The sequence below is a fragment of the Ornithinimicrobium cryptoxanthini genome (assembly GCF_023923205.1).
Classification (GTDB): domain Bacteria; phylum Actinomycetota; class Actinomycetes; order Actinomycetales; family Dermatophilaceae; genus Ornithinicoccus; species Ornithinicoccus cryptoxanthini.
On the sequence record NZ_CP099490.1, the window covers coordinates 3047076 to 3072581 of the forward strand.

Genomic DNA, 25506 nt, shown 5'->3' on the forward strand with positions numbered 1-25506 from the left:
GAGACTTAGTCGGCTTCGAACTCCGCCGATGTCTGACACGTGGGTAGTTTAGTGCCACAGCCACACTCGCAGCCTGAGTTCTCACCTGGCTGCCGGCGGTCACCTGCGACGGGATCGGGACCCTCTGAAAAACTCCTCAGAGGGTCCCGGCGGCAGGTCTCGACTACGGGGTCAGCCGATCTTGACGACCTGCGTGCCCCCAGCGAAGGTGTCGTGCCAAGCGCGCCGCCCGACGGTGTCGCTGCTGATGCCGACGGCGATGAGGATGACGGCGATGAGCTGGCCCAGGCCGGCCAGGATTCCACCGATGATCGGGATGACCCCGAGGATGCCTATGGCGACCCAGATGTTGCGACGGATGGCCTGCTCCATCGTCGGGTTGCCCCCAGCAGGACCGCGCGTCTGCAGCTTCATCAGCATCTTGCCGATGGTCTGCCCACGGCTGGACTCCATGAAGGCGAAGTAGCCGAGGTAGATCGCGGCCAACAGCACCGAACTGACCACACCCGCCAGGAAGTCGCCACCGCTACCCATGCCCATCACGCCTGCGTTGCTGCCCATGATGATGCCGATGATCAGGAAGCTGACCACGATCAGGTTGATGACGAACAGGATGACGTAGTCGATGAGTCGGGCCAGGAACCGATCGAGCAGCTCGGCCGGCTGGCCGACCTTGCTCGGTCCCGCACCGTATGCCGGCGGGGCCGGTTGGTAGCCCCCTTGTGGCTGCTGGTAGGCCCCCTGTGGTGGTTGTTGCTGGTAGGCCCCCTGTGGTGGTTGCTGCTGGTAGGCCCCCGGCGGTGGTTGCTGCTGGTCGCCCCCCGGCGGCGGTGGCGGCGGCGGTGGCTGCCCACCCGCGCTTGGCGCGGGGTCGGCTCCGGGCGGGCCGTTGTAGGTCGGATCGGACATCGGACACCTCATTGGGTCGACGGTCACGGGACGCGCCCGGCTCCTGAGCCGCACACGCTTCCTGCGGATTGCGCTCTCGCAGCGCAACACTGCCTGGCAGTGTAGCCAGGTATGCGGTTGACAGGAAGGGCTATCCTCCCCCGGTCTCCCCATCCGGGACAGCCCTCTTCCCGACCCTGCAGAGGACCTCCCGCGGACCTGCGCTACATTTTTGACACGCACTGTGAACTAATCAAGCCCAGGAGGAACCATGACCCAGGACAGCCAGCTCGACGTCCGCGAGCTGATCCCACGCGACCGGCACACGCAGATCTTCTCGACCTATCAGGCGCTCGAGCCCGGTGCGGCCTTCATCCTGGTCAACGACCACGACCCCAAGCCGCTGTACTACCAGTTCCAGGCCGAGAACGCCGGAGAGTTCAGCTGGGAGTACCTCGAGGAGGGGCCGGAGGTCTGGCGCGTGCGGATCGGTCGCACCACCGGCTGAGCGCGCGGACCGGGGCTGCGTGATGATGGGGCCGTCAAGAAGGAGACCGCATCATGGCGCTGACCAGTTCCTACATCGGGGGCCAGGACGTCCCGAGCACGGACACCTATCCCAACATCGACCCTGCGACGGGTCGCAGTCTGGGTGACGTCACCCTGGGCAGCGCCGATGAGGTGGACCGGGCTGTGGCCTGCGCCGCTGCCACGCAGCGGGCGTGGGTGCGCACCACCCCCGAGGAGCGGTCCGACCTGCTGACCGCGTGGGCGGGCCTGGTCGAGCGCGACGCCGAGCAGCTGGCCCACCTGGAGAGCCAGGACACCGGCAAACCGCTCTCCCAGGCCCGCGCGGATGCCGCGGTGGCGGCGCGCTACCTGCGCTTCTATGCCCACGCCATCGACGCCTACTACGGCATCACCATCCCCAAAGGACCCGACCTGCACGCCTACACCGTGCGGGAGCCGTTCGGCGTGGTCGGCGCCATCATCGCGTGGAACTATCCGATGCAGCTCTTCAGCCGGTCAGTCGCGGCCGCGGTGGCGACAGGCAACGCCTCGATGGTCAAGCCGGCCGATGAGACGCCCCGGACCGCGGTCGCCCTGGCGCGCCTGTCCGTCGAGGCGGGACTTCCCGCCGGGTTGGTCAACGTCGTCACCGGCACGGGTGAGCAGACCGGCGCCGCGCTGACCGCGCACCCGGACGTGGCCCACCTCAGCTTCGTCGGCTCCACCGAGGTCGGATCCGTGATCGCCCACGCGGCCGCGGCGCGGGTGGTCCCGACCGTGCTCGAGCTCGGGGGCAAGTCCGCCCAGGTCGTCTTCGCCGACGCCGACCTCGCCGCAGCCGCCGAGGCCGTCGCCCGCGGCGCCCTGCAGAACGGGGGCCAGACCTGCTCTGCGGGTTCCCGGCTGATCGTGCACACCTCCGTGCAGGATCAGCTGCTCGACCTCGTGGCCGAGCGCTTCCGCACCACCTCGATCGGACCGGGGGCGGAGGACCTCGACCTCGGCCCACTCGTCTCGAGCACGCAGCTCGCCCGCGTCGAGGGCTTCATGGACGACCTGGCCGGCGGTGAGCTGGTCACGGGTGGAGGCCGGCCGTCCGGCGAGCACCTCCGCGCCGGCAGCTATTTTGAGCCCACCTTGATCCGGGGCGTGGACAGTCAGGGCCGGATCGCCCAGGAGGAGATCTTCGGCCCCGTCGTCACCTCGATGGCCTTCGAGGACGAGGAGGAGGCGGTCGCACTCGCCAACGCCACGGCATACGGACTCCTGGGTGCGGTCTGGACCCGCGACCTCTCCCGCGGCCACCGGATGGCCGGCGCCCTGCGTGCGGGGCAGGTCTTCGTCAACAACTATGGGGCCGGTGGTGGCGTCGAGCTGCCCTTCGGCGGCTGGGGCAGGTCCGGCTATGGCCGCGAGAAGGGCTTCGAGGCGCTCAACTCCTTCACCCAGACCAAGACGGTCGTCGTCAAGCTCTGACCGCACGGCCCGTCCCGCAAGATCTCCCCCTCACAGGGGATGCGCCGGCGGTGCCTGCCGTGGTGGGGTGGTCCCTGCGAGAGTATGTCGCTGCACCAGAGATCTTGCCCGTCCAGCCTGAAGGGGGTTGCTCATGAGTCTTGCCGCCACAGCGGAGACGCCGATCCACGCACCCGGCGCCGCGATCGTCGTCGACAGCCTGTCCAAGAAGTTCGGTGACTTCGTCGCCGTCGACGACCTTTCGTTCCAGGTGTCCCCGGGCCGGATCACCGGCTTCCTCGGACCCAACGGCGCCGGCAAGACGACGACACTGCGGATGCTGCTCGGGCTGGTCCGCCCCACCCACGGCACCGCTCGAATCGACGGCATGGACTATGCCGAGCTCTCCCGTCCGCTGCAGACCGTCGGTGCCGCCCTCGAGGCCACCAACTTCCACCCCGGGCGCACCGGGCGCGACCACCTGCGCGTCCTGGCCGCCACGCACCGGATCCCCGACGCCCGGGTCGACCAGCTCCTGGAGCTCGTCGGGATCCCGGCCGCTGCCAACAAGCGTGCCGGCGGCTACTCGATGGGCATGCGACAACGCCTCGGCCTGGCCGCCGCACTGCTCGGCGACCCGCACGTGCTGATCCTGGACGAACCCTCCAACGGGCTGGACCCCGAAGGCATCCGGTGGCTGCGCGGCTTCCTGCGCCACCTGGCCAGCGAGGGCAAGACGATCCTGATCTCCTCGCACCAGCTCAGCGAGGTCGAGCAGACCGTGGACGACGCCGTCATCATCGCCAACGGCCGGCTCGTCCGCCAGGGCACCATGGACGAGATGCACGGCGACCCGGCGGCACTCGTGCGCACCAGCGACGCCCGCGCCCTGGTGACCGCCCTCCAGCAGGCGGGGCTGGCAGCCGGCGACGAACCGGCTCAGGGCCCGGGTGCGGTCCGCGTCGGCACCGGTGACCTCACCCGGGTCGGCGACGTCGCGCTCGCCGCCGGCGTGCCGGTCCATGAGCTCCGTGTCCTGCGCACCGACCTCGAGCGTCTCTACTTCCAGCTCACCGAGTCGCCGGAGAACCTCAACCGCAACCGCGAGACCACCGAGGAGGCCGGCCGATGAGTGCGCTCCTCCGCTCTGAGCTCCGCAAATACTTCAGCACCCGCATGTGGTGGGGCATGTCGCTGGCGATGTTCCTCGTCGGCGGCATCTTCGCGGCCATCACCGGGGCGTTCAGCCTGCACGGTCAGATGCCGGTGGGCGACGCGATGGTCAACCTCGACGAGGTGGTCCCCGAGCTGACGCTGGCCCGGATGATCTATGCCGCCGGGATCCAGTTCGGCTCCATGCTCGCGCTGGTCATCGGTGTGCTCAGCATGGGTCAGGAGTTCCGGCACAAGACGATCTCCAACACCTTCCTGGCCGGACCCCGCAGGCACCAGGTCATCATCGCCAAGGTGGGCGCCCTGGTCGTGATCCTCGCCCTCAACGCGGTCGCACACATCGCCGGTGCGGTCGTCGGCGGAGGCATCCTGCTGTCCACGGCCGGCGTCGCGCTCGTGCCGGACGCGGGCGCTCTGGCCCAGACCTTTGCGCTGATCGTGCTCATCCTCATCGTCTGGGGGCTGGTCGGGCTGGGCCTGGGCGTGGTGATCCCCAACCAGGTCGCTGCGCTGTTCATCGGCATCGCGTTCACGCTCATCCTCGAGCCCCTGCTCGCCTTTGGACTGACCTTCTTCGACGGATGGGACGTGCTGGCCAAGTTCTTCCCGAGCCAGGCAGCCACCGCGACCCTGTCGTTGTTCTCCGGGGTCGACTCCTCTCTGGCTGAGGCGATGGGAGGAGGCAGCAACCAGCTCCCGTGGTGGGGCGGCGCCCTCACCCTGGTGGGTTATGCCCTCGTGATGACGCTGATCGGACTGGTGCTGACGCGACGCCGGGACATCGCCTGAGTGGTTCTCGGCCTCGCGGGACCTGCTGCGCACGACAGCACTGATCGGAGATAGGCTTGCCCCGCACCAGTTCGGCCGACTACCTGTGAGAAAGAGGCGCGCACGCCGTGGCGAACCAGTCCCCCAGCAGCGACAACCCCCTGGCAGACTTCGGGGCCAACGAGTGGCTCGTGGAGGACATGCGCGAGCGATACGACGCAGATCCGTCCTCCGTCGACGTCGCCTGGCGAGAGTTCTTCGCTGCCCAGGGCAGCAGCTCGGGTCCCGTGACGAGTGGCGAGACGGCTGCCTCAAACGCCGCCCCGGCCAAGGCCGAGTCCAAGCCGGCCGAGAAGAAGCCGGCCGAGCCCAAGCCTGAGCCCAAGCCGGCCGAGAAGAAGGCTGAGCCCAAGGCCGCCGAGCAGAAGCCTGCCGAGACCAAGCAGGCCGAGACCAAGCCGGCCGAGAAGAAGGCTGAGCCCAAGGCCGCCGCCTCAGAGCAGAAGGCCTCAGAGCCCAAGGCCGCCGACGACCAGGACAGCCCGCAGAAGACTGCTGACGACAAGGCGGGCACCTCCGACCAGCCGCCCACTCCTCGGGATGCTCCCGCCCGGGCGGTGACCAAGCCCCAGTCGGAGTCCGAGGTGACCCGGCTGCGCGGCGCCACCGCTCGCACCGTGACCAACATGGAGTCCAGCCTCCAGGTCCCGACGGCGACGAGTCTGCGCGCGATCCCGGCCAAGTTGTTGATCGACAACCGCATCGTGATCAACAACCACCTCTCGCGCAGCCGCGGCGGCAAGGTCTCCTTCACCCACCTCATCGGCTATGCCATGGTCCGGGCGCTGCAGGCCATGCCGGAGATGAACAACGGCTACACCGTCGAGGACGGCAAGCCCGCCATCGTCCAGCCGGCCCACGTCAACCTGGGCCTGGCCATCGACGTGTCCAAGTCCGACGGTTCCCGCCAGCTCCTGGTGCCCAACATCAAGAGCGCCGAGGTGATGGACTTCGCCAACTTCTGGGGCGCCTACGAGGACCTCGTCCACAAGGCCCGAGACGGCAAGCTCACCATCGAGGACTTCCAGGGCACCACCATCTCGCTGACCAACCCCGGCGGGATCGGCACGGTGTCCTCCGTGCCGCGCCTGATGCAGGGGCAGGGCACGATCATCGGTGTCGGCGCGCTGAACTACCCGGCCGAGTGGCAGGGGGCCAGCCCGGAGTCGATCGCCCGGGCGGCGGTCAGCAAGGTGCTCACGCTCACGTCCACCTATGACCACCGGATCATCCAGGGCGCCCAGTCCGGGGAGTTCCTGCGGGTCCTGCACGAGATCCTGCTCGGTGCCGACGGGTTCTACGACGAGATCTTCACCTCGCTGCGCATCCCCTACCAGCCGGTGCGCTGGGCACCCGACATCACCTCCTCCCACGACGACGACGTCTCCAAGGCCACGCGCGTGCAGGAGCTGATCCGCGCCTACCGTGTCCGTGGTCACCTGATGGCCGACACGGACCCGCTGGAGTACCGCCAGCGTCAGCACCACGACCTGGACATCGAGACGCACGGCCTCACCCTCTGGGACCTCGAGCGCAGCTTCCCCACCGGCGGCTTCGGCGGCAAGGCCCGGTTGACCCTGCGCAAGATCCTGGGCATCCTGCGCGACTCCTACTGCCGCACGGTCGGCATCGAGTACATGCACATCCAGGACCCCGAGCAGCGTGCCTGGATCCAGGAGCGGGTCGAGGTCCCCTACGAGAAGACCTCTCCCGACGAGCAGCTGCGGATCCTGCGCCGGCTCAACGCGGCGGAGGCGTTCGAGACCTTCCTGCAGACCAAGTTCGTCGGTCAGAAGCGGTTCAGCCTGGAGGGTGGCGAGTCGGTCATCGCGCTGCTCGACCGCATCCTCACCGAGTCCGCCGAGGACGGCATGGACGAGGTCTGCATCGGTATGCCGCACCGCGGCCGGCTCAACGTGCTCGCCAACCTGGCCGGCAAGTCCTACGGACAGATCTTCCGGGAGTTCGAGGGCAAGCAGGCGGTGGGCTCGGTCCAGGGCTCGGGTGATGTGAAGTACCACCTCGGCACAGAGGGTGAGTTCACCACCGAGGACGGCAAGAAGACCGGCGTCTACCTCGCCGCCAACCCTTCCCACCTCGAGGCCGTCAACCCGGTCCTCGAGGGCATCGTGCGCGCCAAGCAGGACCGCCTCGACCTCGCGGGCGAGTCGTTCACCGTCCTGCCCGTGCTGCTGCACGGCGACGCGGCCTTCGCCGGGCAGGGTGTCGTGGCTGAGACGCTCAACCTGTCCCAGCTGCGCGGCTACCGCACCGGCGGCACGATCCACGTGGTCATCAACAACCAGGTCGGCTTCACCACCAGCCCCGAGCAGTCCCGCTCCTCGGTCTACTGCACAGATGTGGCCCGGATGGTGCAGGCACCGGTCTTCCACGTCAACGGTGACGACCCGGAGGCGTGCGTCCGGGTCGCCGAGCTGGCCTACGAGTTCCGCCAGGCGTTCAACAAGGACGTCGTCATCGACATGGTCTGCTACCGCCGCCGCGGCCACAACGAGGGCGACGACCCGTCGATGACGCAGCCGCTGATGTATGAGCTGATCGAGTCCAAGCGCTCGGTGCGCAAGCTCTACACCGAGGCTCTGGTCGGTCGCGGTGACATCACCATCGATGATGCTGAGAAGGCGCTCCGCGACTACCAGCACCAGCTGGAGCAGGTCTTCACCGAGACCAAGGCAGCGCTCAAGGGCGAGGACGGCACCACGGGTCAGCTGGACCGCCCGCGCGCCCAGGACGAGGACGAGCGCGCGCCGATCACACCGCACAACACCTACATCCCCCAGGAGATGCTGGAGCGGATCGGCAATGTGTTCGGCGAGGCACCTGAGGGCTTCACGGTCCACCCCAAGCTGGCCCAGCTCATGGAGCGCCGGGTCCAGATGGTCCAGGAGGGCGGCATCGACTGGGCGATGGGCGAGCTGCTCGCGATCGGTTCGCTGCTGATGGAGGACACCCCGGTCCGGTTCTCCGGCCAGGACACCCGTCGCGGCACCTTCGTCCAGCGTCACGCCGTGCTGACCGACAAGGTCACCGCCCAGGAGTGGTCGCCGCTGCGGGAGCTGTCCGAGGACCAGGCCAAGCTGTGGATCTACGACTCGCTGCTCAGCGAGTACGCCGCCATGGGCTTCGAGTACGGCTACTCGGTCGAGCGGCCGGACGCGCTGGTCATCTGGGAGGCCCAGTTCGGCGACTTCGCCAACGGCGCCCAGACGATCGTCGACGAGTTCATCTCCTCCTCGGAGCAGAAGTGGGACCAGCGCTCCTCCGTCGTGCTGCTGCTGCCGCACGGCTACGAAGGTCAGGGTCCGGACCACTCCTCGGCCCGCATTGAGCGCTACCTGCAGCTGTGCGCCGAGGACAACATGACCGTCGCCTACCCCTCCACACCGGCGTCCTACTTCCACCTACTGCGCAAGCACGCCTACAACCGTCCCCGCAAGCCCCTCATCGTCTTCACCCCGAAGGCGATGCTGCGGCTGAAGGCAGCGGCCAGCGCGCCGGAGGACTTCACGCAGGGCACCTTCCGTCCGGTGCTGCCGGACCGGGTCGAGCTCGACCCCGCCAAGGTCGACCGCGTGCTCCTGGTCAGCAGCAAGCTGACCTACGAGCTCGAGGAGGAGCGTGACAAGCGCGGCGACGACCGCACCGCCATCATCCGCGTCGAGCGTCTCTATCCCGAGCCGGGCAAGGAGGTCGTCGAGCAGGTCAAGGCCTTCCCGAACGCCGAGCTGGTCTGGGTCCAGAACGAGCCCAAGAACCAGGGTGCCTGGCCGTTCATGGCCCTGAACCTGCCCGAGGCTATGGCCCAGTATGGCGAGGAGCGGCCTCTGCGCGTGATCGCGCGTGCGGCCTCTGCCTCGCCGGCCACCGGCCAGGCCAAGGCGCACGCCGCCGAGCAGGCCGCCCTGCTCAAGGAGGCCTTCGACCGCTGAGTCGTCAGCCGGCCCCAAGCTGGTGTCGACACGCGGTCAGTGGCCGACGACGGTTCCTGAAAGAATGCTGGCTATGAGTTCTCCAGACATCGCCCCCTCCGAAGCTGTGCTGCCACCGGGATGGACCGCGCACGACCCCACCGGTGAGGACGTCGAGGACCTGGTGCGGCTGCTGCGTCGGCACGAGCAGGACGCCCGTGGCTGGCCCGGAGCGGACAGCGAGCACGTCGCGGCCGAGGTCACGGGCCGGGGCGCCACCGCCCGGACCCACCGGCTGATCCGTGACCCCGACGGTGCTGCCCGTGGCTGGGTGAGCTGTCACGACCGGGCCGCAGGTCGCGTTCTGGTCGGCATCACCGTCGACCCAGCGCTCGAGCTGTCCCTGGCAGACCAGGTGGCCTTTTATGCGTTCGCCCTGGCCGAGCGGGTCTCGGCCGACATCGCCCGCGACCGGGGGCTCGCAGCCACCCAGATGGACTCGGGGGCCTTCCGCGACGACGAGCGTCAGGACCGCTGGCTCAAGGAGGCCGGCTTTGCCCACGTGCGCACCTGGTGGCAGATGGAGCGCGCGGTCACGCCGAGCGAAGCCACCGACCACCCCGCTCCTCGCGAGGGCGTGGTCGTGCGTCGGGTCCGCCGTGACGATGCCGTCGGGTTGCCCCAGGAGCAGGACCTGCGAGACGTGCACGCCATCCTCGAGGAGTCCTTCGCAGACCACTTCAACAACTACCGCGAGACCTTCGAGGAGTTCGTCGAGCGACTGCGTTCTGACCCCGGGCACCGGTGGGACCACTGGTGGCTGGCCGACGTCGACGGCCGCCCCGCGGGCGCCCTCGTCGGGTCAACGGTCACCGGACGACTGGACGCCGACGGCAACCCGGTCCCGGACGGGTCGTATGTCGAATACATCGGTGTGCACTCCAGCGCACGTGGCCGGGGGGTCGCCAAGGCCCTGCTGTGGACCGTCATCGCGGACGCCGCGGCCCGCGGACGCAACCGGGTCGGACTGGAGGTCGACGCGGACTCGCCCACCGGCGCAGACGGCATCTACAGCTCGCTCGGGTGGCAGACGGTCTATGTCACCGAGTCGTGGCACAAGGATGTCCCCGCCTCTGCGGGATAGTCTGCGGCTGTGTACTTCACCGACCGCGGCATCGAGGAGCTCGCCACCCGCCGTGGCGAGGAGGAGGTCAGCCTCGAGTGGCTCTCCGCCCAGCTGCGCACCTTTGTGGACCTGCACCCCGAGTTCGAGGCAGCAGTCGACCGACTGGCCACGTGGATCGCCCGCCTGGACGACGACATCGACGATGACGAATGATGGAGGACACCCCTGTGACACCCGCTGACGACGAGTCCGCCGTGGAGTTCAACCCCAGCGCCGAGTTCCACATCGTGGAGGGGCCCCGTGACATCGGTCTCTGCTTCGTGGGCGACGGCTTCGTGGCCGGCTACGGCGACCCCAAGGCGCTCGGGTGGGTCAGTCGGGTGGTCGGTCGCAGTCCTGTGCAGGACGCAGACCTGACGGCCTACAACCTGGGTGTGCGCGGTGAGACCAGCGCCGACGCGATGAGCCGCTGGCGCACTGAGTGCGCACCCCGCTGGGAGGGCCGCTCCGAGCGGCGCCTGGTCGTCGCCGCCGGAGCCCGCGACATCACGGCGGGGATCACCACGGCCCGCTCCCGGCTCAACCTGGCCAACATCCTCGACGAGGCCACGACCACCGGGATCAGCACCTTTGTCGTCGGGCCGACCCCGACACTGGACGCCGAGGAGAACGACAGGCTGGCGGTGCTGGCCGACGCCCAGGCAGACGTCTGCTCGCGCCGGTCCATCCCCTACGTCGACTGCTTCCACCCGCTGCGCCACCACGAGCAGTGGCAGTCCGACCTGGCCGCCGGCGACGGGGTGCACCCGGGCCAGGCCGGCTATGGCCTGATCGCCTGGCTCGTGCTGCACGCCGGCTGGCACGACTGGCTCAGGACCAGCTGAGCCCCTCCACCCAGCCCTGCGCGTCCTGATAGGCCCGCGCGCTCGCAACCTCCGGCACCCTCGTCGGTGAGCCGTGGGCGCGGGGGTAGGAGCCCAGGAAGCGCACGTCCGCGCAGACCCGGCGCAATCCGGTCAGGGCGTCGGCCATGCGTGGCTCGCTGAGGTGGCCCAGCGCCTCGATGGCAAAGCAGTACTGCCCCAGCGCCTCCCCCGTCGGACGTGACTCCAGACGCACCAGGTCGACCCCGCGCATCGCGAACTGGTTGAGCAGGTCGAGCAGGGCACCGGCGTGGTTGTGCCGCAGGTAGGCCACCACCGTGGTCAGGTCCGTGCCGGTGGGGGCGGGGACCGGCCCCGGCCGCGCCAGCCGGATGAACCGGGTCACGGCACCGGGTCGGTCAGCGATCCCGTCGACCAGGATCTCCAGCTCGTGCCGCTCGGCGGCGAGGGGGGCGGCGATCGCCGCGTCATACACCTCGGCAGCGACGAGCACCGCTGCCCGCGCGGTGGACGACTCCGGGATCACCTCGGCCGCCGGCAGCTCACGGGCCACCCAGTCCCGCGTCTGGGCCTGGGCCATCGGATGGGTGGCGATCCGCCGCACGTCGGCCAGCGAGGTGCCCGGGCGGACCATCAGGGCGAACTGCACCTCCACGTGCACCTCGCCGGTGATCACCAGCGGTTCGCCGCGGATCAGCTCGTCGAGCGTGGCCGAGACCGACCCCTCGACAGAGCTCTCGAAGGGGACGAGCGCTGCCGACAGCGTGCCGGCACGCAGCGCCTCGAGGGTCGCCTGGACCGTTGGTGCGGCCCACGCGGTCGCGGCGGCCTCCGGGTCGAGGCGGCGCAAAGCCTCCTCGGTGAAGGTCCCGGCCGGGCCCAGGTAGCCCATCCCGCCGGGCAGCCCACCCTGCATCGCGGTCACGGGGTCAGCACCACCTTGCCGAAGACCTCGCCACGCTCCAGCGCGGCCAGCCCGGCCGCGGCCTCCGACAACGGCAGCACCCGGTCGATGAGCGGACGCACCCCCGTCTGCTCGAGGACCCGCACCAGCTGGGTCAGCTGCTCGAGGTTGCCCATCGTCGAGCCCTGGACCCGCAGCTGCTGGAAGAAGATGCGGGTCAGCTCTGCGTGTGACGGTGCGTCACCCGAGGTGGCGCCGGCGATGACCACGGTGCCGCCGGGTCGCAGTGACTTCAGCGAGTGGGACCAGGTGGCGGCCCCCACCGTCTCCAGGACCACTTCCACCCGCTCGGGGAGGCGCTGACCCGGCTCGAAGACCGCCTCGGCCCCCAGCTCCAGGGCACGGTGCCGACGCCCCTCGTCACGGCTGGTCGCCCAGACCCGGTAGCCGGTGGCCGCACCCAGCGCAATCGCGGCCGAGGCGACCCCGCCACCGACCCCCTGCACCAGCACTGTGCTTCCGGGCGGGCCGCCGTTGACGCACAACATCTTGTATGCCGTCAGCCAGGCAGTCGGCAGACAGGCGGCCTCCTCAAAGCTGATGCCGGCCGGCTTGGGGACCAGGTTGCCTGCCGGCACAGCGACCTGCTCGGCCAGCGTCCCCTGGTGCAGCTCGGAGAGCAGGGTGCGGCGCGGGTCGAGGGTCTGCTCCCCGGTCCAGCCGGGCGAGGAGATCACCGAGTGGACGAGCACCTCCCGACCCTCCTGGTCCACCCCGGCGGCGTCACAGCCCAGGATCATCGGGAGTCGCTCGTGGCCGAGCCCGACGCCCTTCAGCGACCACAGGTCGTGATGGTTGAGCGCGGCCGCCCGCACGTCCACCAGGACCCACCCCTCCGGCACCTCGGGTTCGGGACGGTCCCCGACGACGAGACCCGACAGCGGGTCATCCGGGCTGAGGTCGGCGGCATAGGCGGCTAGCACAGGGTCAGGCTATCCCTGCGCGTCGCGAGGTGACGGCGGGCGGGTCAGTAGGCGCCGTGGTCGTCGGGTCGCAGGACCACCCGGAAGGTGCGCCACAGGATCATCAGGTCCAGCAGCGGGGTCCAGTTCTCCACGTAGTAGAGGTCCAGCCGCACCGACTCGTCCCAGGAGAGGTCACTGCGGCCGTTGATCTGCCACATGCCGGTCATGCCGGGCTTGACCAGCAGTCGGCGACGGGCGTCGGCACCATAGGAGGCGACCTCGCGGGGCAGCGGCGGGCGCGGACCGACCAGGCTCATCTCGCCGCGCAGGACGTTGAGCAGCTGGGGCAGCTCGTCGAGGCTGTAGCGTCGCAGGACTCCACCGCAGCGGGTCACTCGCGGGTCGGTGCGCAGCTTGAACAGCGGCCCAGAGCCCTCGTTGAGGGTCATGAGGGAGGGCAGCGCCGACTCTGCACCCGCGTGCATCGTGCGGAACTTCAGCATCCGGAACGTGCGCCCGTCGCGGCCGACCCGCTCCTGACCGAAGAAGACCGGGCCACCGTCGTCGAGCCGGATCATCAGCGCGATGCCCAGCAGCACGGGCAGCAGCACGATGAGACCGAGGGCGGCGCCGACCCTGTCCATCGCGTTCTTCAGCAGCAGGTTGGGGCCTGCGAAGCTCGGTGCGTCCACGTGGATGAGTGGCAGCCCCTGGACCGGGCGGGTCAGCACCCGCGGACCCGCCACATCCATGATGCCGGGCGCGACGACGAGGTCGATGTCCGTGCCCTCCAGGGCCCACCCCAGGTGGCGCAGCCCGGTGGAGCCCAGTCCCGCGGACGATGACACGGCGATGACGTCCACGGACATGTCGGCCGCCCTGACGAGCACGTCGGCCTCGGCCCCCACGACAGGGACGCCGGCGACCTTGCCGCCAGAGGTGTTGTCCACACAGGCTCCCAGCACGTTGTAGCCGGCGTCCGGGGTGCGCTGCAGCGCCACCACGAGGTCAGCGACATGCGCCCGGTCCCCGACGAGCAGGACGCGGTCAGAGAGGCGCCCGGCCCGACGCTGCCGGACGAGCCAGCGGCGCGACAACCACCGCGAGGCCAGGAGGAGGAGGGTGCCGAGCGGGAACGCGAGCATGACGTAGCCGCGTGCCACGTCCAGCTTCAGCGCGAACGCGACGATCGCCAACGACGAGAACAGCCACAGAGATGCGTGGAAGACCTGCCTGTACTCCTGGACCCCGTGCCCGCTGAGCCGGCCGTCGTAGCCCGAGTGCAGGTGGAGCATGAGCACCCACGCCACCGCCAGCCCCGCACCGATCTCCCAGTAGCCCACATCCCTGGACAAGTTGGGGGCCGACAGGCTCGCCCCGTCCAGGCCGAAGCGGGCGATGGTCGTGACCGACAGCGCCAGCAGGATCATCGTCAGGTCAGACAGGCGCAACCATCGCAGGTAGCCCGCGAGGTAGCGACGGGCCCGGGGGCCGCTGTGGATGGTGCGCGAGCGGCCACGTGTGAGATCTGCCAGCTCGTCCGGGACCACAAACAGTGGTGCCGTCGAACCCACGGTCCCGGCACCACCGACCGACACGGTGGGCAGAAGTGCACCCTCGCGCACTTCCATGTGCTGCTGCGCCGACATTGGACCCCTGCGTGATCGGTTCCTGTGTTACGGACCTGTGACTTTACTCACCCTTTACCTACCGCAGAGTAGTTCTTTACTGTCGCGAGCGCTACCCCCGTCGCTGGAAATTTGTTGACACCCTCCGCAACACCCCCCCTCCCAGTGTCGCGAGCCGCCGTCCGACATGGGGGCGGCGCGGTCCAGCGGGTCCCTGCCAGCGCTGTCAGGTGAGCGCGCGCACCGCCGAGGGCCAGGCGGCGCGCACCTGCTCCTCCATCTGCTGATAGACCTCGTCGGGGCGACGGAAGGGGTCGGCGATGTCGAGCTCTGACACCGGCACCCGGCCCCGTCTGCCGGTGAGCAGCGTCGCCAGCGCACGCAGCCGCTCCGCTGGGGGCAGCTCCCTGCCCGGCAGCTCCTCGTCAGGGAGGCCCTCCGCCAGGGCCGCGAACTCGCGGAAGGTCAGCGCGTAGCGCACCGCCTGCGGGTGCAGGCGCACGACCATGGCCCGGTGGTCTTTGGTCGCGGTCAGCACCAGGTCGGCCTGCGCCACGAAGGGCGGGACCAACCGCCTCGCCACGAAACCGTGGGGCGTGCCACCCCACCTGCGCAGCACCGCGGCCGCTTGCTCGTCCATCGGGTAGTCCACCAACGCGTGCGTGCCGGCACTGGTGACCTCGTGGGTGCCCGTTCCCCAGGCCCCGTCCAGCTCCCTCTGCAGGAGCCGCTCGAGCAGGGGCGAACGGCAGATGTTGCCCGTGCACACCGTGAGCAGGCGGCCCGGCCGCGCGGGCTCCGCCGAACTCTCCTGCCCTGCCTGGCCGCGAACCATGACTCAGCCTCCCTGCGTCCAGCGGGCGCCGTGGCTGCTCGCCTGCACCACTCGTGGTTGGTCACCATCAGGATCGGTGGCGAGCTCGGGCGCACCCGGCTCCAGCTCGGCTCCCTGCGCCGGCTCGTCCGCCCCCGAGAGGCTGATCTGCAGGCGGTCCTCGGACAGGGACTCGGCCAGGCCGTGCCCCCACTCCACCACCGTGACCACGGACTCGAGGTCAGCGTCGAGGTCGAGATCGTCCAGCTCGGCCAGACCCTCCAGACGATAGGCGTCGACGTGCACCAGTGCCGGACCGGCGCCCAGGTTGGGGTGCACCCGGGCGATCACGAAGGTCGGCGAGGTGATCGGGCCCCGCACCCCCAACCCCTCCCCGATGCCCTGGGTGAAGGTGGTCTTGCCCGCTGCCAGCCCGCCGGTCAGCAGCACCAGGTCACCGGCCAGCAGCAGCCGGCCGAGCTGCACCCCGAGGGCGTGCGTCTCCTGCGCCGTCGCGACCGTGACCGGCGCTCCCGAGAGAAGGAGCTCCACGACAGGTGTCATGCCCGTGCCCGGGTCCGTCCCCGGGCCGGACGGGTCATCCGGTCGCGCCGACGCTTGGTGAGGTCGGTGACCGTATGCCGTGAGCCGGCCTCGCGGGGTGTCTGCCCCCGGGAGCGGTCGGCTCGGGTCAGCAGGTCGAACAGCTCCTGGTTGAGCAGCTCGGGGTGCTCGAGCATGATGATGTGTCCTGCGTCCCTGACAAAGACGTGCTCTGCCCCCGGGATGGCGTCGACGATCTCCGTGCTGTGCACCGCCGAGGTCAGCACATCCTTGTCACCGTTGAAGACGAGCACCTCCTGGCCACCCATGTTGGCCAGTGCCTCGCGCTTGTCGTGGTCCTCCAGCGTGTGGGTGAAGGCCGAGATCACCGTCAGCGGGGTGCCGAAGATCATGTCCGCCGTCAGCCGAACCAACGACAGCGGGACCGGCGAGCCGAACGACCCGCGCGCCACAAAGAACTCCTGCAGCTCCTTGCCGCCGCGCAGCACGGAGTCGAGCAGGTCCTGGTGCGGCGACAGCTGGGTCAGGGCGGTGGGACCGAACTTGTTCACGACGCGCCCCAGCATCGAGCCGACGCCCCAGGTGATCCGGTGCAGGCCCCCGGCGCTGGTGCTGATCAGGGCCACGGCGACCACCCGGTCCCGGAACAGCCCGGGATCCGCCTCGGCCAGCGCCATCACGGTCATGCCGCCCATCGAGTGCCCGGCGAGCACCAGGTCGCCGGTCGGGGCGACCTGCTGGATCACTCGGGCGAGGTCCACGCCGAGCTGCTCGATGTTGTAGGACTCCTCGGCGCCCTCGCCGGAGGTGCCGTGACCGCGCAGGTCCCAGGTCACGACGCGGTGCCCCGCCTCGAGCAGGGCCCGTCGCTGGAAGACCCAGCACCGCAGGTCGAGGGTGAAGCCGTGCGACAGGATCACGGTGGGCCGGCTCCCGTCCCACCCCTCCGGCTCGTCGATCTCGACGTGCAGCGGCACTCCGTCGTCGGCGACCACGACCGCGACCTCGGACGGCGCCACGGTGAAGTCGTCCTCGGTGCCAAGCGCGATGGCGTGTCGCCGGTCCCGCCACAACCGGTCGACGGTGACTGCACCCACGGCCGCCAGCCCTGCCGCCGCGAGGCCCGCGCCGATGCCGGCGCCGAGGCTGACGGGAGATCTCGAACGTTCCGGACGGCTCACCAGGTCTCCTCTTCTGCGCCAACGGGCGCTCCGGCATACTCCCGCGGGACCCGGGGGCCGAAGCGGGTGACGATCTCGTAGTTGATGGTGCCCACAGCCTCGGCCCAGTCCTGGGCGGTGGGCTCGCCGCGGTCACCCGGCCCGAACAGGATCACCTCGTCGCCCGCGGTCACCTGCTGGTCCCCCACGTCCACCACGAACTGGTCCATGCAGACACGCCCGGCGATGCGGTGCCGCCGACCGTTGATCATGACCTCGGCCAGCCCTGAGGCGTGGCGCGGCACGCCGTCGGCATAGCCGAGCGGGACGTCGACCAGATTGGCCGGCCCCGACGTGGTGTAGGTGTGGCCGTAGGACACGCCCTGACCTGCCGGGACCGCCTTGACCACCGACGCCTCGGCGATCGCGGTCATCGCCGGGACGAGGCCGAAGTCCGCCGAGCTGCCGACCTCTGGGGCGGGCGTCAGGCCATAGACCGCCAGCCCGGGCCGGACCATGTCCCACGCGGCAGCCGGGGTGGTGAGGGTAGCGGCCGAGTTGGACATGTGCCGCACTTCGGGGCGCAGGCCCGCACGCTCGGCGAGCGCCACGGCCTCGGCGAAGGCGGTCTGCTGTGCCTGCACGGTGGGATGCTGCGGGGCGTCGGCATAGGCGAAGTGCGTGAACAGGCCGGTGACCCGCACCGCTTCCTCGGCCTCCAGCGCCCGCGCCCGGTCGACGAGCGCGCTCCAGTCCGTCGCCGTGCTGTCCGTGCCGACGGGAAAGAGGTAGGCGCCGTTGCGGCCCAGGCCGGTGTCGGCCTTGAGCTGCACTCGGGCGGTGCGGCCGGAGGCCCGGGCTGCAGCCGCCACCTCGTCGAGCATCCAGGTGGCCGAGACCCCCAGGTCCACGTCCGCCTCGATCGCCTGGGCGAAGCCGGCGCCGGGTGCGTGCAGCCAGGCCAGCACCGGTGCGGTGACCCCCGCCGCACGCAGTGCCATGGCCTCCGTCAGCTGGGCCACGCCGAGCCAGCTGGCTCCGCCCGCGAGGGCCGCCTGCGCGGACCTGACCAGCCCGTGGCCATAGGCGTCAGCCTTGACCACGGCCATCACCTCGGCCGCGCCCGCACGCTGCTTGAGCACGCCGACGTTGGCGGCGATGGCCGCCAGGTCGATGACGGCCCGGGCCGGGAACGGCACCGTGGCGCGGGGTGGGGAGGGTGCGGTCATAGTCGGTCCATTCTGTCAGCCGACCCGCGCTCAGGCCGTCAAACCGGCCTGGACCGCCGCCAGTTGCGTCATCAGGCTGCTCCGATCGGCCGCCGACCCCGCACCTGCCGACCCTGCACCTGCCGACCCTGCACTCGTGCCGTCACCGGCCCCGGGCGTGCCTCCCTGCGCCAGGACCGAGGCGATGCGCTCCCCCAGCTCGGCGGTCGAGGCACCCATCTGCTCCCCGGAGAGGGCGGGCAGGTCCGCGAGCACGGTCGCGGTCGCGGACTCCACTGCGGCTGCGGCAGCGCCCTCCCCCAGGCTGGCCAGGCACAGGGCCAGGGACAGGGCCGCCCCGGCCGGGTTGGCCAGACCCCGCCCGGCGATGTCCGGTGCTGAGCCGTGCACCGGCTCAAACATGCTCGGTGCCGTGCCCTCGATGTTGAGGTTGCCGCTGGCCGCCACGCCCAGACCGCCCTGCAGGACCGCCCCCAGGTCGGTGATGATGTCGCCGAACAGGTTGTCGGTCACCACGACGTCGAACCGCTCCGGGGCCACGGGCAGGTGCATGCACATGGCGTCCACGTGGACGTAGTCGTGCTCCACGTCCGGGAAGCGGGCCGCCACCTCCTCCATCACGTCGGACCACAGTGCACCCGCCTCGACCAGCACGTTTGTCTTGTGGCACAGGGTGACCCGACCTCGCCGTTGCTGCGCCAGACGGAAGGCGAAGTCGACAGCCCGGTGCACGGCATACCAGGTGTTGACCGAGCCCTGCGTGGCCACCGCGGCCTGGGTCCCCCGGTGCACGGTGTTGCCGCCACCGACATAGCTGCCCTCGGTGTTCTCCCGGACGATCACCAGGTCGCAGCGCTCGGGGGTCAGCCCGGAGATCGGCGTGGGCACCCCTGGATAGAGTCGGACCGGCCGCAGGTTGATCGCCTGGCGCAGGGCTGCGCGCAGCGCGAGGATGATCCCGCGCTCGAGGATGCCCGGAGTCACCGCCGGGCTGCCGATCGCGCCGAAGAGGATCGCATCCTGGCCGCGCAGGAGCTCGACGGTGTCGTCGGTGAGGAGGTCACCGGTCGCCTGGTAGTTGTCGGCCCCCAACGGGACGTCGGTGCGCTCGGTGGTGAAGCCGAACCGGGCCTGCGCCGCATCGAGCACGGTCAGCGCCGCCTCGGTGACCTCCGGACCGATCCCGTCGCCCCCGATCACCGCGAGTCGGTGGACCCGGCCCCCTGCAGACTGCTCCACGGTGTTCTGGGCGACTGACTGCGACACGTTGTCCTCCTGGGGCTACCGACGAGTTCGTCGCACCAGTCTGCTACACCGGGCTGGCAGGCCCGCTCGGGGTCTGGCCCGGGCTGCTTTCCCCGACGTCAGGGACCGGGGTTACAGTGGCGGCAAACCCGGCCCGACCCGCGAGTGGCAGGCCCGATCTGTTGGTGAAGGAGGAGCATGGGACACACGCTGGCCGAGAAGGTCTGGCAGTCGCACGTCGTGCGGCAGGCAGAGGGTGAACCAGATCTCCTCTACATCGACCTTCACCTGATCCATGAGGTGACCTCCCCACAGGCCTTCGACGGGCTGCGGCAGACGGGGCGCACCGTGCGCCGCCCGGACCTGACCGTCGCGACCGAGGACCACAACGTGCCGACCACCCTCGGCCCGGTGCTGGACCCGGTCAGCCGCACCCAGCTGGAGGCGCTGACGACCAACTGTGCCGAGTTCGGCATCGTGCACCACCGCCGCGGGCGCCGCGGTCAGGGCATCGTGCACGTGATCGGTCCCGAGCTGGGTTTGACCCAGCCGGGCATGACGATCGTGTGCGGAGACAGCCACACCTCCACCCACGGTGCCTTCGGGGCGCTGGCCCTGGGCATCGGCACCTCGGAGGTCGAGCACGTCCTGGCCACGCAGACCCTGCCGCTGAAGCCGTTCCGGACGATGGCGATCAACGTCACCGGTGAGCTCGCGCCCGGAGCCTCCGCCAAGGACATCATCCTGGCGGTGATCAACAAGATCGGCACCGGCGGCGGGCAGGGCTACGTCCTTGAATACCGCGGCCCCGCGATCGAGGCGCTGTCCATGGAGGGGCGCATGACGATCTGCAACATGTCGATCGAGGCCGGTGCCCGCGCCGGGATGATCGCCCCGGACCAGACCACCCTGGACTACATCAAGGGCCGTCCGCACGCCCCGAGCGGGGCCGACTGGGACGCTGCCGTGGAGGCGTGGAGCCAGCTGCGCACCGACGACGACGCAACCTTCGACGAGGAGGTCACCATCGATGCCAGCACGCTAACCCCCTATGTCACCTGGGGCACCAACCCCGCCCAGTCGGTCTCTCTCGACGACGCCGTGCCCGACCCGACCAACCTCGGTGACGACGACGCGCGCGGCAATGCCGAGCGGGCCCTGGACTACATGGGCCTGACGGCCGGCACCCCGATGCGGCAGATCGCGGTCGACGCGGTCTTCCTCGGCTCCTGCACCAACGGCCGCATCGAGGACCTGCGCCTGGCGGCGGAGGTGCTGCGCGGTCGCACCATCGCCGACACCCTTCGGATGATGGTCGTGCCCGGCTCGCACGCCGTGCGCGAGCAGGCCGAGGCCGAGGGCCTGGACGCTGTGTTCACCGACGCCGGGGCCGAGTGGCGCCTGGCCGGCTGCTCGATGTGCCTGGGCATGAACCCCGACCAGCTCGCCCCCGAGGAACGCTGCGCGTCGACGTCCAACCGCAACTTCGAGGGCCGGCAGGGCGCCCGCGGACGCACCCACCTGGTCAGCCCTGCCGTCGCCGCAGCCACCGCCGTGCGCGGCACCCTGTCCGCCCCGACCGACCTGGACGAGCCCGCCCCACCTGGCCCGCGGCATACCCCCGACCCGACGCACCAGGGGGTGCCGGCCTGATGGAGAAGTTCACCACCCACACCGGCGTCGGTGTGCCGCTGCGCCGCAGCAACGTCGACACCGACCAGATCATCCCGGCCCACTTCCTCAAGCGGGTCTCCCGCACCGGCTTCGAGGACGGCCTCTTCTCCCGCTGGCGCGAGGACCCCTCCTTCATCCTCAACCAGGAGGCGTATGCCGCGGGCTCGGTCCTGGTGACCGGCCCCGACTTCGGCACCGGATCCAGCCGCGAGCACGCCGTCTGGGCGCTGCAGCAGTACGGCTTCCGCGCGGTCATCTCCTCGCGCTTCGGCGACATCTTCCGCGGCAACAGCGGCAAGGGCGGCCTGCTGACCGCCCAGGTCGCCCAGCCCGACGTCGAGCTGATCCTCAAATATCTGGAGAACACCCCCGGCGCCACCGTGACCGTCGACCTGCCCGGCCGCAGCATCACCGCAGGCGACATCACCGCCCCGTTCCAGGTGGACGACTACGTCGCCTGGCGCCTGCTCAACGGACTCGACGACATCTCCCTCACGATGCAGCACGAGGACGACATCACGGCCTACGAGGCGGCCCGCCCGACCTACAAGCCCGTCGTCACGGCGGCGGTGGGCTAGCCAGCAGCGGAGATCGACCGGGTCACCGCTCGGCCCTCCGGGGACTGAGCCCCCACCTCGCCGCGCCCACCTCACCTCGCCGCGCCCGCCCCACCTCGCCGCGCCCGCCCCACCTCGGCGGACGCCCAACCTCGCGGCGGACGGCCCACCTCGCTGCGGACGGCCGTTATGTCATGCAGCGCCAGGGTTGTGGCCCTGGGGATGCATGACATAGCGTCGCCGCAGCGTCTGCGCGGGGCAGGTGCGACGGGAACCGCGTCCCCAGTTCATGCAGCGCGTCCTCCCCAGCCACGGTTACGCAGCGCGTCCTCCCCAGCCACGCTGGCGCAGTGCCTCCGCGACCTGGGCCATGAAGCCCGCCTCATCGATCAGCAGGCCGAGGACCGGGATCTCGAGGGTCAGATCGCTGTGCAGAGTGCGGTCGTTGCGCCTGCGCGCGTCAGCCACGGGTCCGAGCCCAGTGTAGTGCTGGGCACCGTTGATCTCGACGTGCACCGCGTAGCCGCCGAACCTGACATCCAGGTAGATCAACCCCTGCGACGTGCGCCGCACCTCCTGACGCGACGGCTCAGGGAGACCATGACGGCGGCGGGCCCGGGCGAAGTCCAGCTCGCCCAGTGCGTGCGCGCCGTCACAGACCAACGGAACAGCCTCTGACAGCAGGGCGCCACGTCGGTGCCGCTGGGTCGCCTCCCACTCCTTGAGAAGTCGACTCGGAAGGATGAGTCGCTGCTGGACTGACATCGCCAGCACGGTCAGTGCCTGCCGGTCCGACGTTGCCCAGCCGGCCGCTCGCAGGGCCGCGACCTCGGGCGCGGTGCGTGGTGGATCCGTGTTGAGCGTGCGACCCATCCGGCGTTGGTGATGAATGCGCACCCCGTCAGCAGGACGCGTTCGGGTGCCGCGGGGCACGCTGACGTGCACAACCGTCTCCTCCCACGACCGCAGGCCGGCAGCGAGCAGGGACGAAGGTCCGTCGAGCACGGCGCCGGATCCCGACTCCCACACGGCCACGCACCAGGACGCCTCCCGGCTCGGCTCGGGCCCGATGAGTCCGATGGTCCTGCGGCCCAGCCGGTGCCAACGGCCTGCCCTGGTCTCCGCGAGCACCTGGTCGTAGGTCAGGCCGAGGGCGTACAGCTCGTCCAGGCGTGCCGCGCCGTCGTGCCGGGCGCCCAGTTCGCGAGCGACCATCTCCCGGCGCTCGGCCGGGGTGAGTGCCCTGACGGCCTGCCGGAGATCCCCCATGCCGCCATCGTGGCGCAAATGCGGATTTCGCCGAGGACCCCCTGTGGACAAGGCCCTTGTGTCAGGCACCTGCAGGGCTCGGACCCGCCCGGTGCCTGACATAGAGCGCCGGAGGACAGGCGGCGAAGCGGCGGGCGGGGAGGCGGGCCACTTGACGCCACGGCAGGAAGATCGGCTAGAGTCGACCGCAATGGCACGCATGCTCCTCCTCAGTCGCCGCAGCGAGACCCTCTAGGTCCGGCCCTCGCTGCGGAGTCTCTGCTGTCCCGGACGCCCCGACAGCCCCCAGCGAGGAAGCCAGCATGACCGCCACCCAGACCACGTCTCCGATCACTCCTGCCGTCGCCCCCGAGCGCAACCCCCAACAGCCCAGCGGGATGCCGTTCGGCCGCTACTCGGCATACCCCGCCGTCGACCTGCCCGACCGCACCTGGCCCGGCAAGACGATCACGCAGGCACCGCGCTGGTGCGCGGTCGACCTGCGCGACGGCAACCAGGCACTGATCGACCCGATGACCCCGGACCGCAAGAAGCGCATGTTCGAGCTGCTGGTCAGCATGGGTTACAAGGAGATCGAGGTCGGGTTCCCGGCCGCCAGCCAGACCGACTTCGACTTCGTGCGGATGCTGATCGAGGAGGACCTGATCCCCGACGACGTCGTCATCCAGGTGCTGACCCAGGCACGCGAGCACCTGATCGAGCGCACCTACGAGTCGATCGCGGGGGCCAAGCAGGCGATCGTCCATCTCTACAACTCGACGTCGACGCTGCAGCGCCGGGTCGTCTTCCGCGCCAGCGAGGACGAGATCGTGGACATCGCGACGCAGGGAGCCCGGATCTGCAAGAAGTATGAGGAGCAGCTGTCCGGGGACACCGAGATCTTTTACGAGTACTCCCCCGAGTCCTACACCGGCACCGAGCTGGAGTTCGCGGTCCGGGTCTGCAACGCGGTGATGGAGGTCTTCGTCCCGACGGCGGACAAGCCGGTGATCATCAACCTGCCGGCGACCGTGGAGATGGCCACCCCCAATGTGTATGCCGACTCGATCGAGTGGATGAGCCGTCACCTGAACCACCGCGAGAACGTCATCCTGAGCCTGCACCCGCACAACGACCGAGGGACGGGTGTGGCGGCTGCGGAGCTGGGTTACCTGGCCGGCGCTGACCGCATCGAAGGCTGCCTGTTCGGCAACGGCGAGCGCACCGGCAACGTCTGTCTGGTGACGCTGGGGATGAACCTGTTCACCCAGGGCATCGACCCGCAGATCAGCTTCTCCAACATCGACGAGATCCGCCGCACCGTCGAGCACTGCAACCAGCTGCCGGTGGCGGAGCGGCACCCCTGGGGCGGGGATCTGGTCTTCACCGCCTTCTCCGGCTCCCACCAGGACGCGATCAAGAAGGGGTTCGAGGCCCTGGAGGTCGACGCGGCGGCGGCCGGCGTGCCGGTGGACGACTTCCGGTGGGAGGTGCCCTATCTGCCGGTGGACCCCAAGGACGTGGGCCGCACCTACGAGGCGGTCATCCGGGTGAACAGCCAGTCCGGCAAGGGTGGCGTCGCCTATGTGATGAAGACCGAGCGCAAGCTGGACCTGCCGCGGCGCATGCAGATCGAGTTCAGCCAGGTCGTGCAGCGTCGCACCGACTCCGAGGGCGGCGAGATGTCCCCCGCCGCGATCTGGGCCGAGTTCGAGCAGGAGTATCTCGAGCAGCCCGGGCCGGTCGTGGTCAAGAACTTCTCGATCGTCCACGAGTCAGGCGAGACCGAGCAGGACGTGCTGACCGCCACGATCTCGGTCGACGGAGTTGAGCACCAGGTGGAGGGGCACGGCAACGGTCCGGTCTCCGCCTTCGTCCACGCTCTTGAGGCAGTGGGCGTCGACGTGCGCGTGCTGGACTACTCCGAACACGCGATGTCAGCAGGTGACGACGCGACCGCGGCGGCCTATGTGGAGTGCGCCATCGATGGGCAGGTCCGCTGGGGCGTGGGCATCCACCCGAGCATCGTGACCGCGTCCCTGAACGCTGTCTGCAGCGCGATCAACCGACCCTCCACGCCCACGTCCTAGAGGCTCTGCGTATGGCGGGTGGCCGGCCGGGTGCGATGTGGCGGGCGGCCCGGCCGGGTGCGATGTGGCGGGCGGCCCGGCCGGGTGCGATATGGCAGGGCGGGTGGGCCCGGCGGGCCGAGGTGGCAGGGCGGGTTGGCGACGGATATCAGCCGCGGGCGTTAGCCCCGGCCGTCACCGAGGATGGTCTGCCCGTCTTCCGTCACGTTCCAGAACGGGTTGTGCGCGACCTCCCACGGGTGGCCCTCAGGGTCGATGAAGATGCCTGAGTAGCCGCCCCAGAAGGTCCCAGCCCCGCGGCGGCCGATGGTGGCGCCGGCAGCCTCGGCCTCGTCCAGGACATCATCGACCTCCTCGCGGCTGTTGACGTTGTAGGCGAGGGTGGCTCCGCCCCAACCGCCGGAGTCCTCGACACACGAGTCGACCTCGAGGGCGGCACGGTCCCAGAGGGCGACCACGAAGCCTCCGGTCTGGAAGAAGACGACGCCCTCAGGTGCGGGGGCGGGCTCCCACCCCAGTGCCTGATAGAAGGCCACGGCGCGGTCGAGGTCGCGGACGCCGAGCGTCAGCACACTCACTCTCTGATCCATGGCAGCACACTAGCGGGGGCCTGTGCGGTGGATCCGACAGGGCGG

Annotated in this window: 22 protein-coding genes; 11 read left to right on the forward strand and 11 right to left on the reverse strand. The window is 70.1% G+C overall.

Annotated features, from left to right (window positions below; all coding sequences use genetic code 11):
- Positions 1–171: 171 nt before the first annotated feature.
- Positions 172–909, reverse strand: coding sequence for an RDD family protein (locus NF557_RS14025; RefSeq protein WP_252620150.1), 738 nt, complete (start codon positions 907–909; stop codon positions 172–174).
- Between the two features lie 250 nt (positions 910–1159).
- Here NF557_RS14025 and NF557_RS14030 point away from each other — a divergent pair, with 250 nt between their 5' ends.
- The 8 genes from NF557_RS14030 to NF557_RS14065 all read left to right on the forward strand — a co-directional run bounded on the left by NF557_RS14030 (position 1160) and on the right by NF557_RS14065 (position 10793).
- Entirely contained in the window at positions 1160–1396 is a 237-nt protein-coding gene (locus tag NF557_RS14030; RefSeq protein ID WP_252620152.1) for a DUF2249 domain-containing protein, read from the forward strand.
- 53 nt (positions 1397–1449) lie between these two features.
- Complete coding sequence (locus NF557_RS14035; protein ID WP_252620154.1) at positions 1450–2874, forward strand: aldehyde dehydrogenase family protein; 1425 nt, start codon at positions 1450–1452, stop codon at positions 2872–2874.
- A gap of 133 nt (positions 2875–3007) precedes the next feature.
- Positions 3008–3985, forward strand: coding sequence for an ABC transporter ATP-binding protein (locus NF557_RS14040; protein ID WP_252620155.1), 978 nt, complete (start codon positions 3008–3010; stop codon positions 3983–3985).
- Positions 3982–4815, forward strand: a complete 834-nt coding sequence (locus NF557_RS14045; protein ID WP_252620156.1) for an ABC transporter permease — start codon at positions 3982–3984, stop codon at positions 4813–4815. Before NF557_RS14040 ends, NF557_RS14045 begins: the two co-directional genes overlap by 4 nt.
- A gap of 179 nt (positions 4816–4994) precedes the next feature.
- The gene (locus NF557_RS14050) at positions 4995–8804 is read left to right on the forward strand and encodes a multifunctional oxoglutarate decarboxylase/oxoglutarate dehydrogenase thiamine pyrophosphate-binding subunit/dihydrolipoyllysine-residue succinyltransferase subunit (protein ID WP_252624206.1); all 3810 of its coding nucleotides are present in this window, start codon (positions 4995–4997) and stop codon (positions 8802–8804) included.
- A 73-nt stretch (positions 8805–8877) separates the two neighbouring features.
- Positions 8878–9927, forward strand: a complete 1050-nt coding sequence (locus NF557_RS14055; RefSeq protein WP_252620157.1) for a GNAT family N-acetyltransferase — start codon at positions 8878–8880, stop codon at positions 9925–9927.
- A gap of 9 nt (positions 9928–9936) precedes the next feature.
- Positions 9937–10122 carry a DUF6104 family protein gene (locus NF557_RS14060; RefSeq protein ID WP_252620158.1) on the forward strand — a complete coding sequence of 62 codons (186 nt, stop codon included), beginning with the start codon at positions 9937–9939 and terminating at the stop codon, positions 10120–10122.
- On the forward strand, positions 10119–10793 hold the full coding sequence (locus NF557_RS14065) for a GDSL-type esterase/lipase family protein (RefSeq protein WP_252620159.1): 675 nt from the start codon (positions 10119–10121) through the stop codon (positions 10791–10793). Before NF557_RS14060 ends, NF557_RS14065 begins: the two co-directional genes overlap by 4 nt.
- Here NF557_RS14065 and pheA read toward each other — a convergent pair.
- From pheA to NF557_RS14105, 8 genes are all read right to left on the reverse strand, one after another.
- Positions 10780–11709 carry a prephenate dehydratase gene (gene pheA, locus NF557_RS14070; protein WP_252624209.1) on the reverse strand — a complete coding sequence of 310 codons (930 nt, stop codon included), beginning with the start codon at positions 11707–11709 and terminating at the stop codon, positions 10780–10782. The genes NF557_RS14065 and pheA overlap by 14 nt on opposite strands.
- A gap of 5 nt (positions 11710–11714) precedes the next feature.
- On the reverse strand, positions 11715–12680 hold the full coding sequence (locus tag NF557_RS14075; protein WP_252620160.1) for a zinc-binding dehydrogenase: 966 nt from the start codon (positions 12678–12680) through the stop codon (positions 11715–11717).
- A 44-nt stretch (positions 12681–12724) separates the two neighbouring features.
- Positions 12725–14293: a sugar transferase gene (locus NF557_RS14080; protein ID WP_252620161.1), complete on the reverse strand. Its 1569-nt coding sequence runs from the start codon at positions 14291–14293 to the stop codon at positions 12725–12727.
- 223 nt (positions 14294–14516) lie between these two features.
- A complete protein-coding gene (locus NF557_RS14085; RefSeq protein WP_252620163.1) occupies positions 14517–15125 on the reverse strand; it encodes an arsenate reductase/protein-tyrosine-phosphatase family protein in 609 nt (202 codons plus the stop codon).
- 3 nt (positions 15126–15128) lie between these two features.
- Complete coding sequence (tsaE, locus tag NF557_RS14090; RefSeq protein ID WP_252620172.1) at positions 15129–15668, reverse strand: tRNA (adenosine(37)-N6)-threonylcarbamoyltransferase complex ATPase subunit type 1 TsaE; 540 nt, start codon at positions 15666–15668, stop codon at positions 15129–15131.
- Positions 15665–16849: an alpha/beta fold hydrolase gene (locus tag NF557_RS14095; RefSeq protein WP_252620174.1), complete on the reverse strand. Its 1185-nt coding sequence runs from the start codon at positions 16847–16849 to the stop codon at positions 15665–15667. Before NF557_RS14095 ends, tsaE begins: the two co-directional genes overlap by 4 nt.
- Positions 16846–18057, reverse strand: coding sequence for an alanine racemase (gene alr, locus NF557_RS14100; protein ID WP_252620176.1), 1212 nt, complete (start codon positions 18055–18057; stop codon positions 16846–16848). The genes NF557_RS14095 and alr overlap by 4 nt, the downstream gene beginning before the upstream one ends.
- 30 nt (positions 18058–18087) lie before the next feature.
- Entirely contained in the window at positions 18088–19323 is a 1236-nt protein-coding gene (locus NF557_RS14105; protein WP_252620177.1) for a 3-isopropylmalate dehydrogenase, read from the reverse strand.
- Between the two features lie 177 nt (positions 19324–19500).
- On the opposite strand from NF557_RS14105, the gene leuC reads away from it, so the two are divergent.
- Positions 19501–20955 (forward strand): 3-isopropylmalate dehydratase large subunit, encoded by a 1455-nt coding sequence (leuC, locus tag NF557_RS14110; RefSeq protein WP_252620178.1) that lies wholly within the window; start codon positions 19501–19503, stop codon positions 20953–20955.
- Positions 20955–21554 carry a 3-isopropylmalate dehydratase small subunit gene (gene leuD, locus NF557_RS14115; RefSeq protein ID WP_252620179.1) on the forward strand — a complete coding sequence of 200 codons (600 nt, stop codon included), beginning with the start codon at positions 20955–20957 and terminating at the stop codon, positions 21552–21554. Before leuC ends, leuD begins: the two co-directional genes overlap by 1 nt.
- A 294-nt stretch (positions 21555–21848) precedes the next feature.
- Here the strand turns inward: leuD and NF557_RS14120 are convergent, their stop codons facing one another.
- Positions 21849–22802, reverse strand: a complete 954-nt coding sequence (locus tag NF557_RS14120; RefSeq protein WP_252620180.1) for a hypothetical protein — start codon at positions 22800–22802, stop codon at positions 21849–21851.
- Positions 22803–23104: 302 nt separating this feature from the next.
- Between NF557_RS14120 and leuA the strand changes: the two genes are divergently transcribed.
- Positions 23105–24871 carry a 2-isopropylmalate synthase gene (gene leuA / locus NF557_RS14125; RefSeq protein WP_252620181.1) on the forward strand — a complete coding sequence of 589 codons (1767 nt, stop codon included), beginning with the start codon at positions 23105–23107 and terminating at the stop codon, positions 24869–24871.
- Positions 24872–25032: 161 nt separating this feature from the next.
- On the opposite strand, the gene NF557_RS14130 is transcribed toward leuA, so the two are convergent.
- Entirely contained in the window at positions 25033–25461 is a 429-nt protein-coding gene (locus NF557_RS14130) for a VOC family protein (RefSeq protein ID WP_252620182.1), read from the reverse strand.
- Between the last annotated feature and the right edge of the window lie 45 nt (positions 25462–25506).

Excerpts from the sequence above, each read along its gene's own strand:
- NF557_RS14030 (WP_252620152.1), top strand. The coding sequence starts at position 1,160 with ATGACCCAGGACAGCCAGCTCGACGTCCGCGAGCTGATCCCACGCGAC.
- NF557_RS14130 (WP_252620182.1), bottom strand. The coding sequence starts at position 25,461 with ATGGATCAGAGAGTGAGTGTGCTGACGCTCGGCGTCCGCGACCTCGAC.
- NF557_RS14045 (WP_252620156.1), top strand. The coding sequence starts at position 3,982 with ATGAGTGCGCTCCTCCGCTCTGAGCTCCGCAAATACTTCAGCACCCGC.
- tsaE (WP_252620172.1), bottom strand. The coding sequence starts at position 15,668 with ATGACACCTGTCGTGGAGCTCCTTCTCTCGGGAGCGCCGGTCACGGTC.
- NF557_RS14120 (WP_252620180.1), bottom strand. The coding sequence starts at position 22,802 with ATGGGGGATCTCCGGCAGGCCGTCAGGGCACTCACCCCGGCCGAGCGC.
- leuC (WP_252620178.1), top strand. The coding sequence starts at position 19,501 with ATGGGACACACGCTGGCCGAGAAGGTCTGGCAGTCGCACGTCGTGCGG.
- NF557_RS14025 (WP_252620150.1), bottom strand. The coding sequence starts at position 909 with ATGTCCGATCCGACCTACAACGGCCCGCCCGGAGCCGACCCCGCGCCA.
- pheA (WP_252624209.1), bottom strand. The coding sequence starts at position 11,709 with ATGCAGGGTGGGCTGCCCGGCGGGATGGGCTACCTGGGCCCGGCCGGG.
- leuD (WP_252620179.1), top strand. The coding sequence starts at position 20,955 with ATGGAGAAGTTCACCACCCACACCGGCGTCGGTGTGCCGCTGCGCCGC.
- NF557_RS14040 (WP_252620155.1), top strand. The coding sequence starts at position 3,008 with ATGAGTCTTGCCGCCACAGCGGAGACGCCGATCCACGCACCCGGCGCC.
- NF557_RS14080 (WP_252620161.1), bottom strand. The coding sequence starts at position 14,293 with ATGGAAGTGCGCGAGGGTGCACTTCTGCCCACCGTGTCGGTCGGTGGT.
- NF557_RS14055 (WP_252620157.1), top strand. The coding sequence starts at position 8,878 with ATGAGTTCTCCAGACATCGCCCCCTCCGAAGCTGTGCTGCCACCGGGA.
- NF557_RS14085 (WP_252620163.1), bottom strand. The coding sequence starts at position 15,125 with ATGGTTCGCGGCCAGGCAGGGCAGGAGAGTTCGGCGGAGCCCGCGCGG.
- alr (WP_252620176.1), bottom strand. The coding sequence starts at position 18,057 with ATGACCGCACCCTCCCCACCCCGCGCCACGGTGCCGTTCCCGGCCCGG.
- NF557_RS14050 (WP_252624206.1), top strand. The coding sequence starts at position 4,995 with ATGCGCGAGCGATACGACGCAGATCCGTCCTCCGTCGACGTCGCCTGG.
- NF557_RS14035 (WP_252620154.1), top strand. The coding sequence starts at position 1,450 with ATGGCGCTGACCAGTTCCTACATCGGGGGCCAGGACGTCCCGAGCACG.
- NF557_RS14065 (WP_252620159.1), top strand. The coding sequence starts at position 10,119 with ATGATGGAGGACACCCCTGTGACACCCGCTGACGACGAGTCCGCCGTG.
- leuA (WP_252620181.1), top strand. The coding sequence starts at position 23,105 with ATGACCGCCACCCAGACCACGTCTCCGATCACTCCTGCCGTCGCCCCC.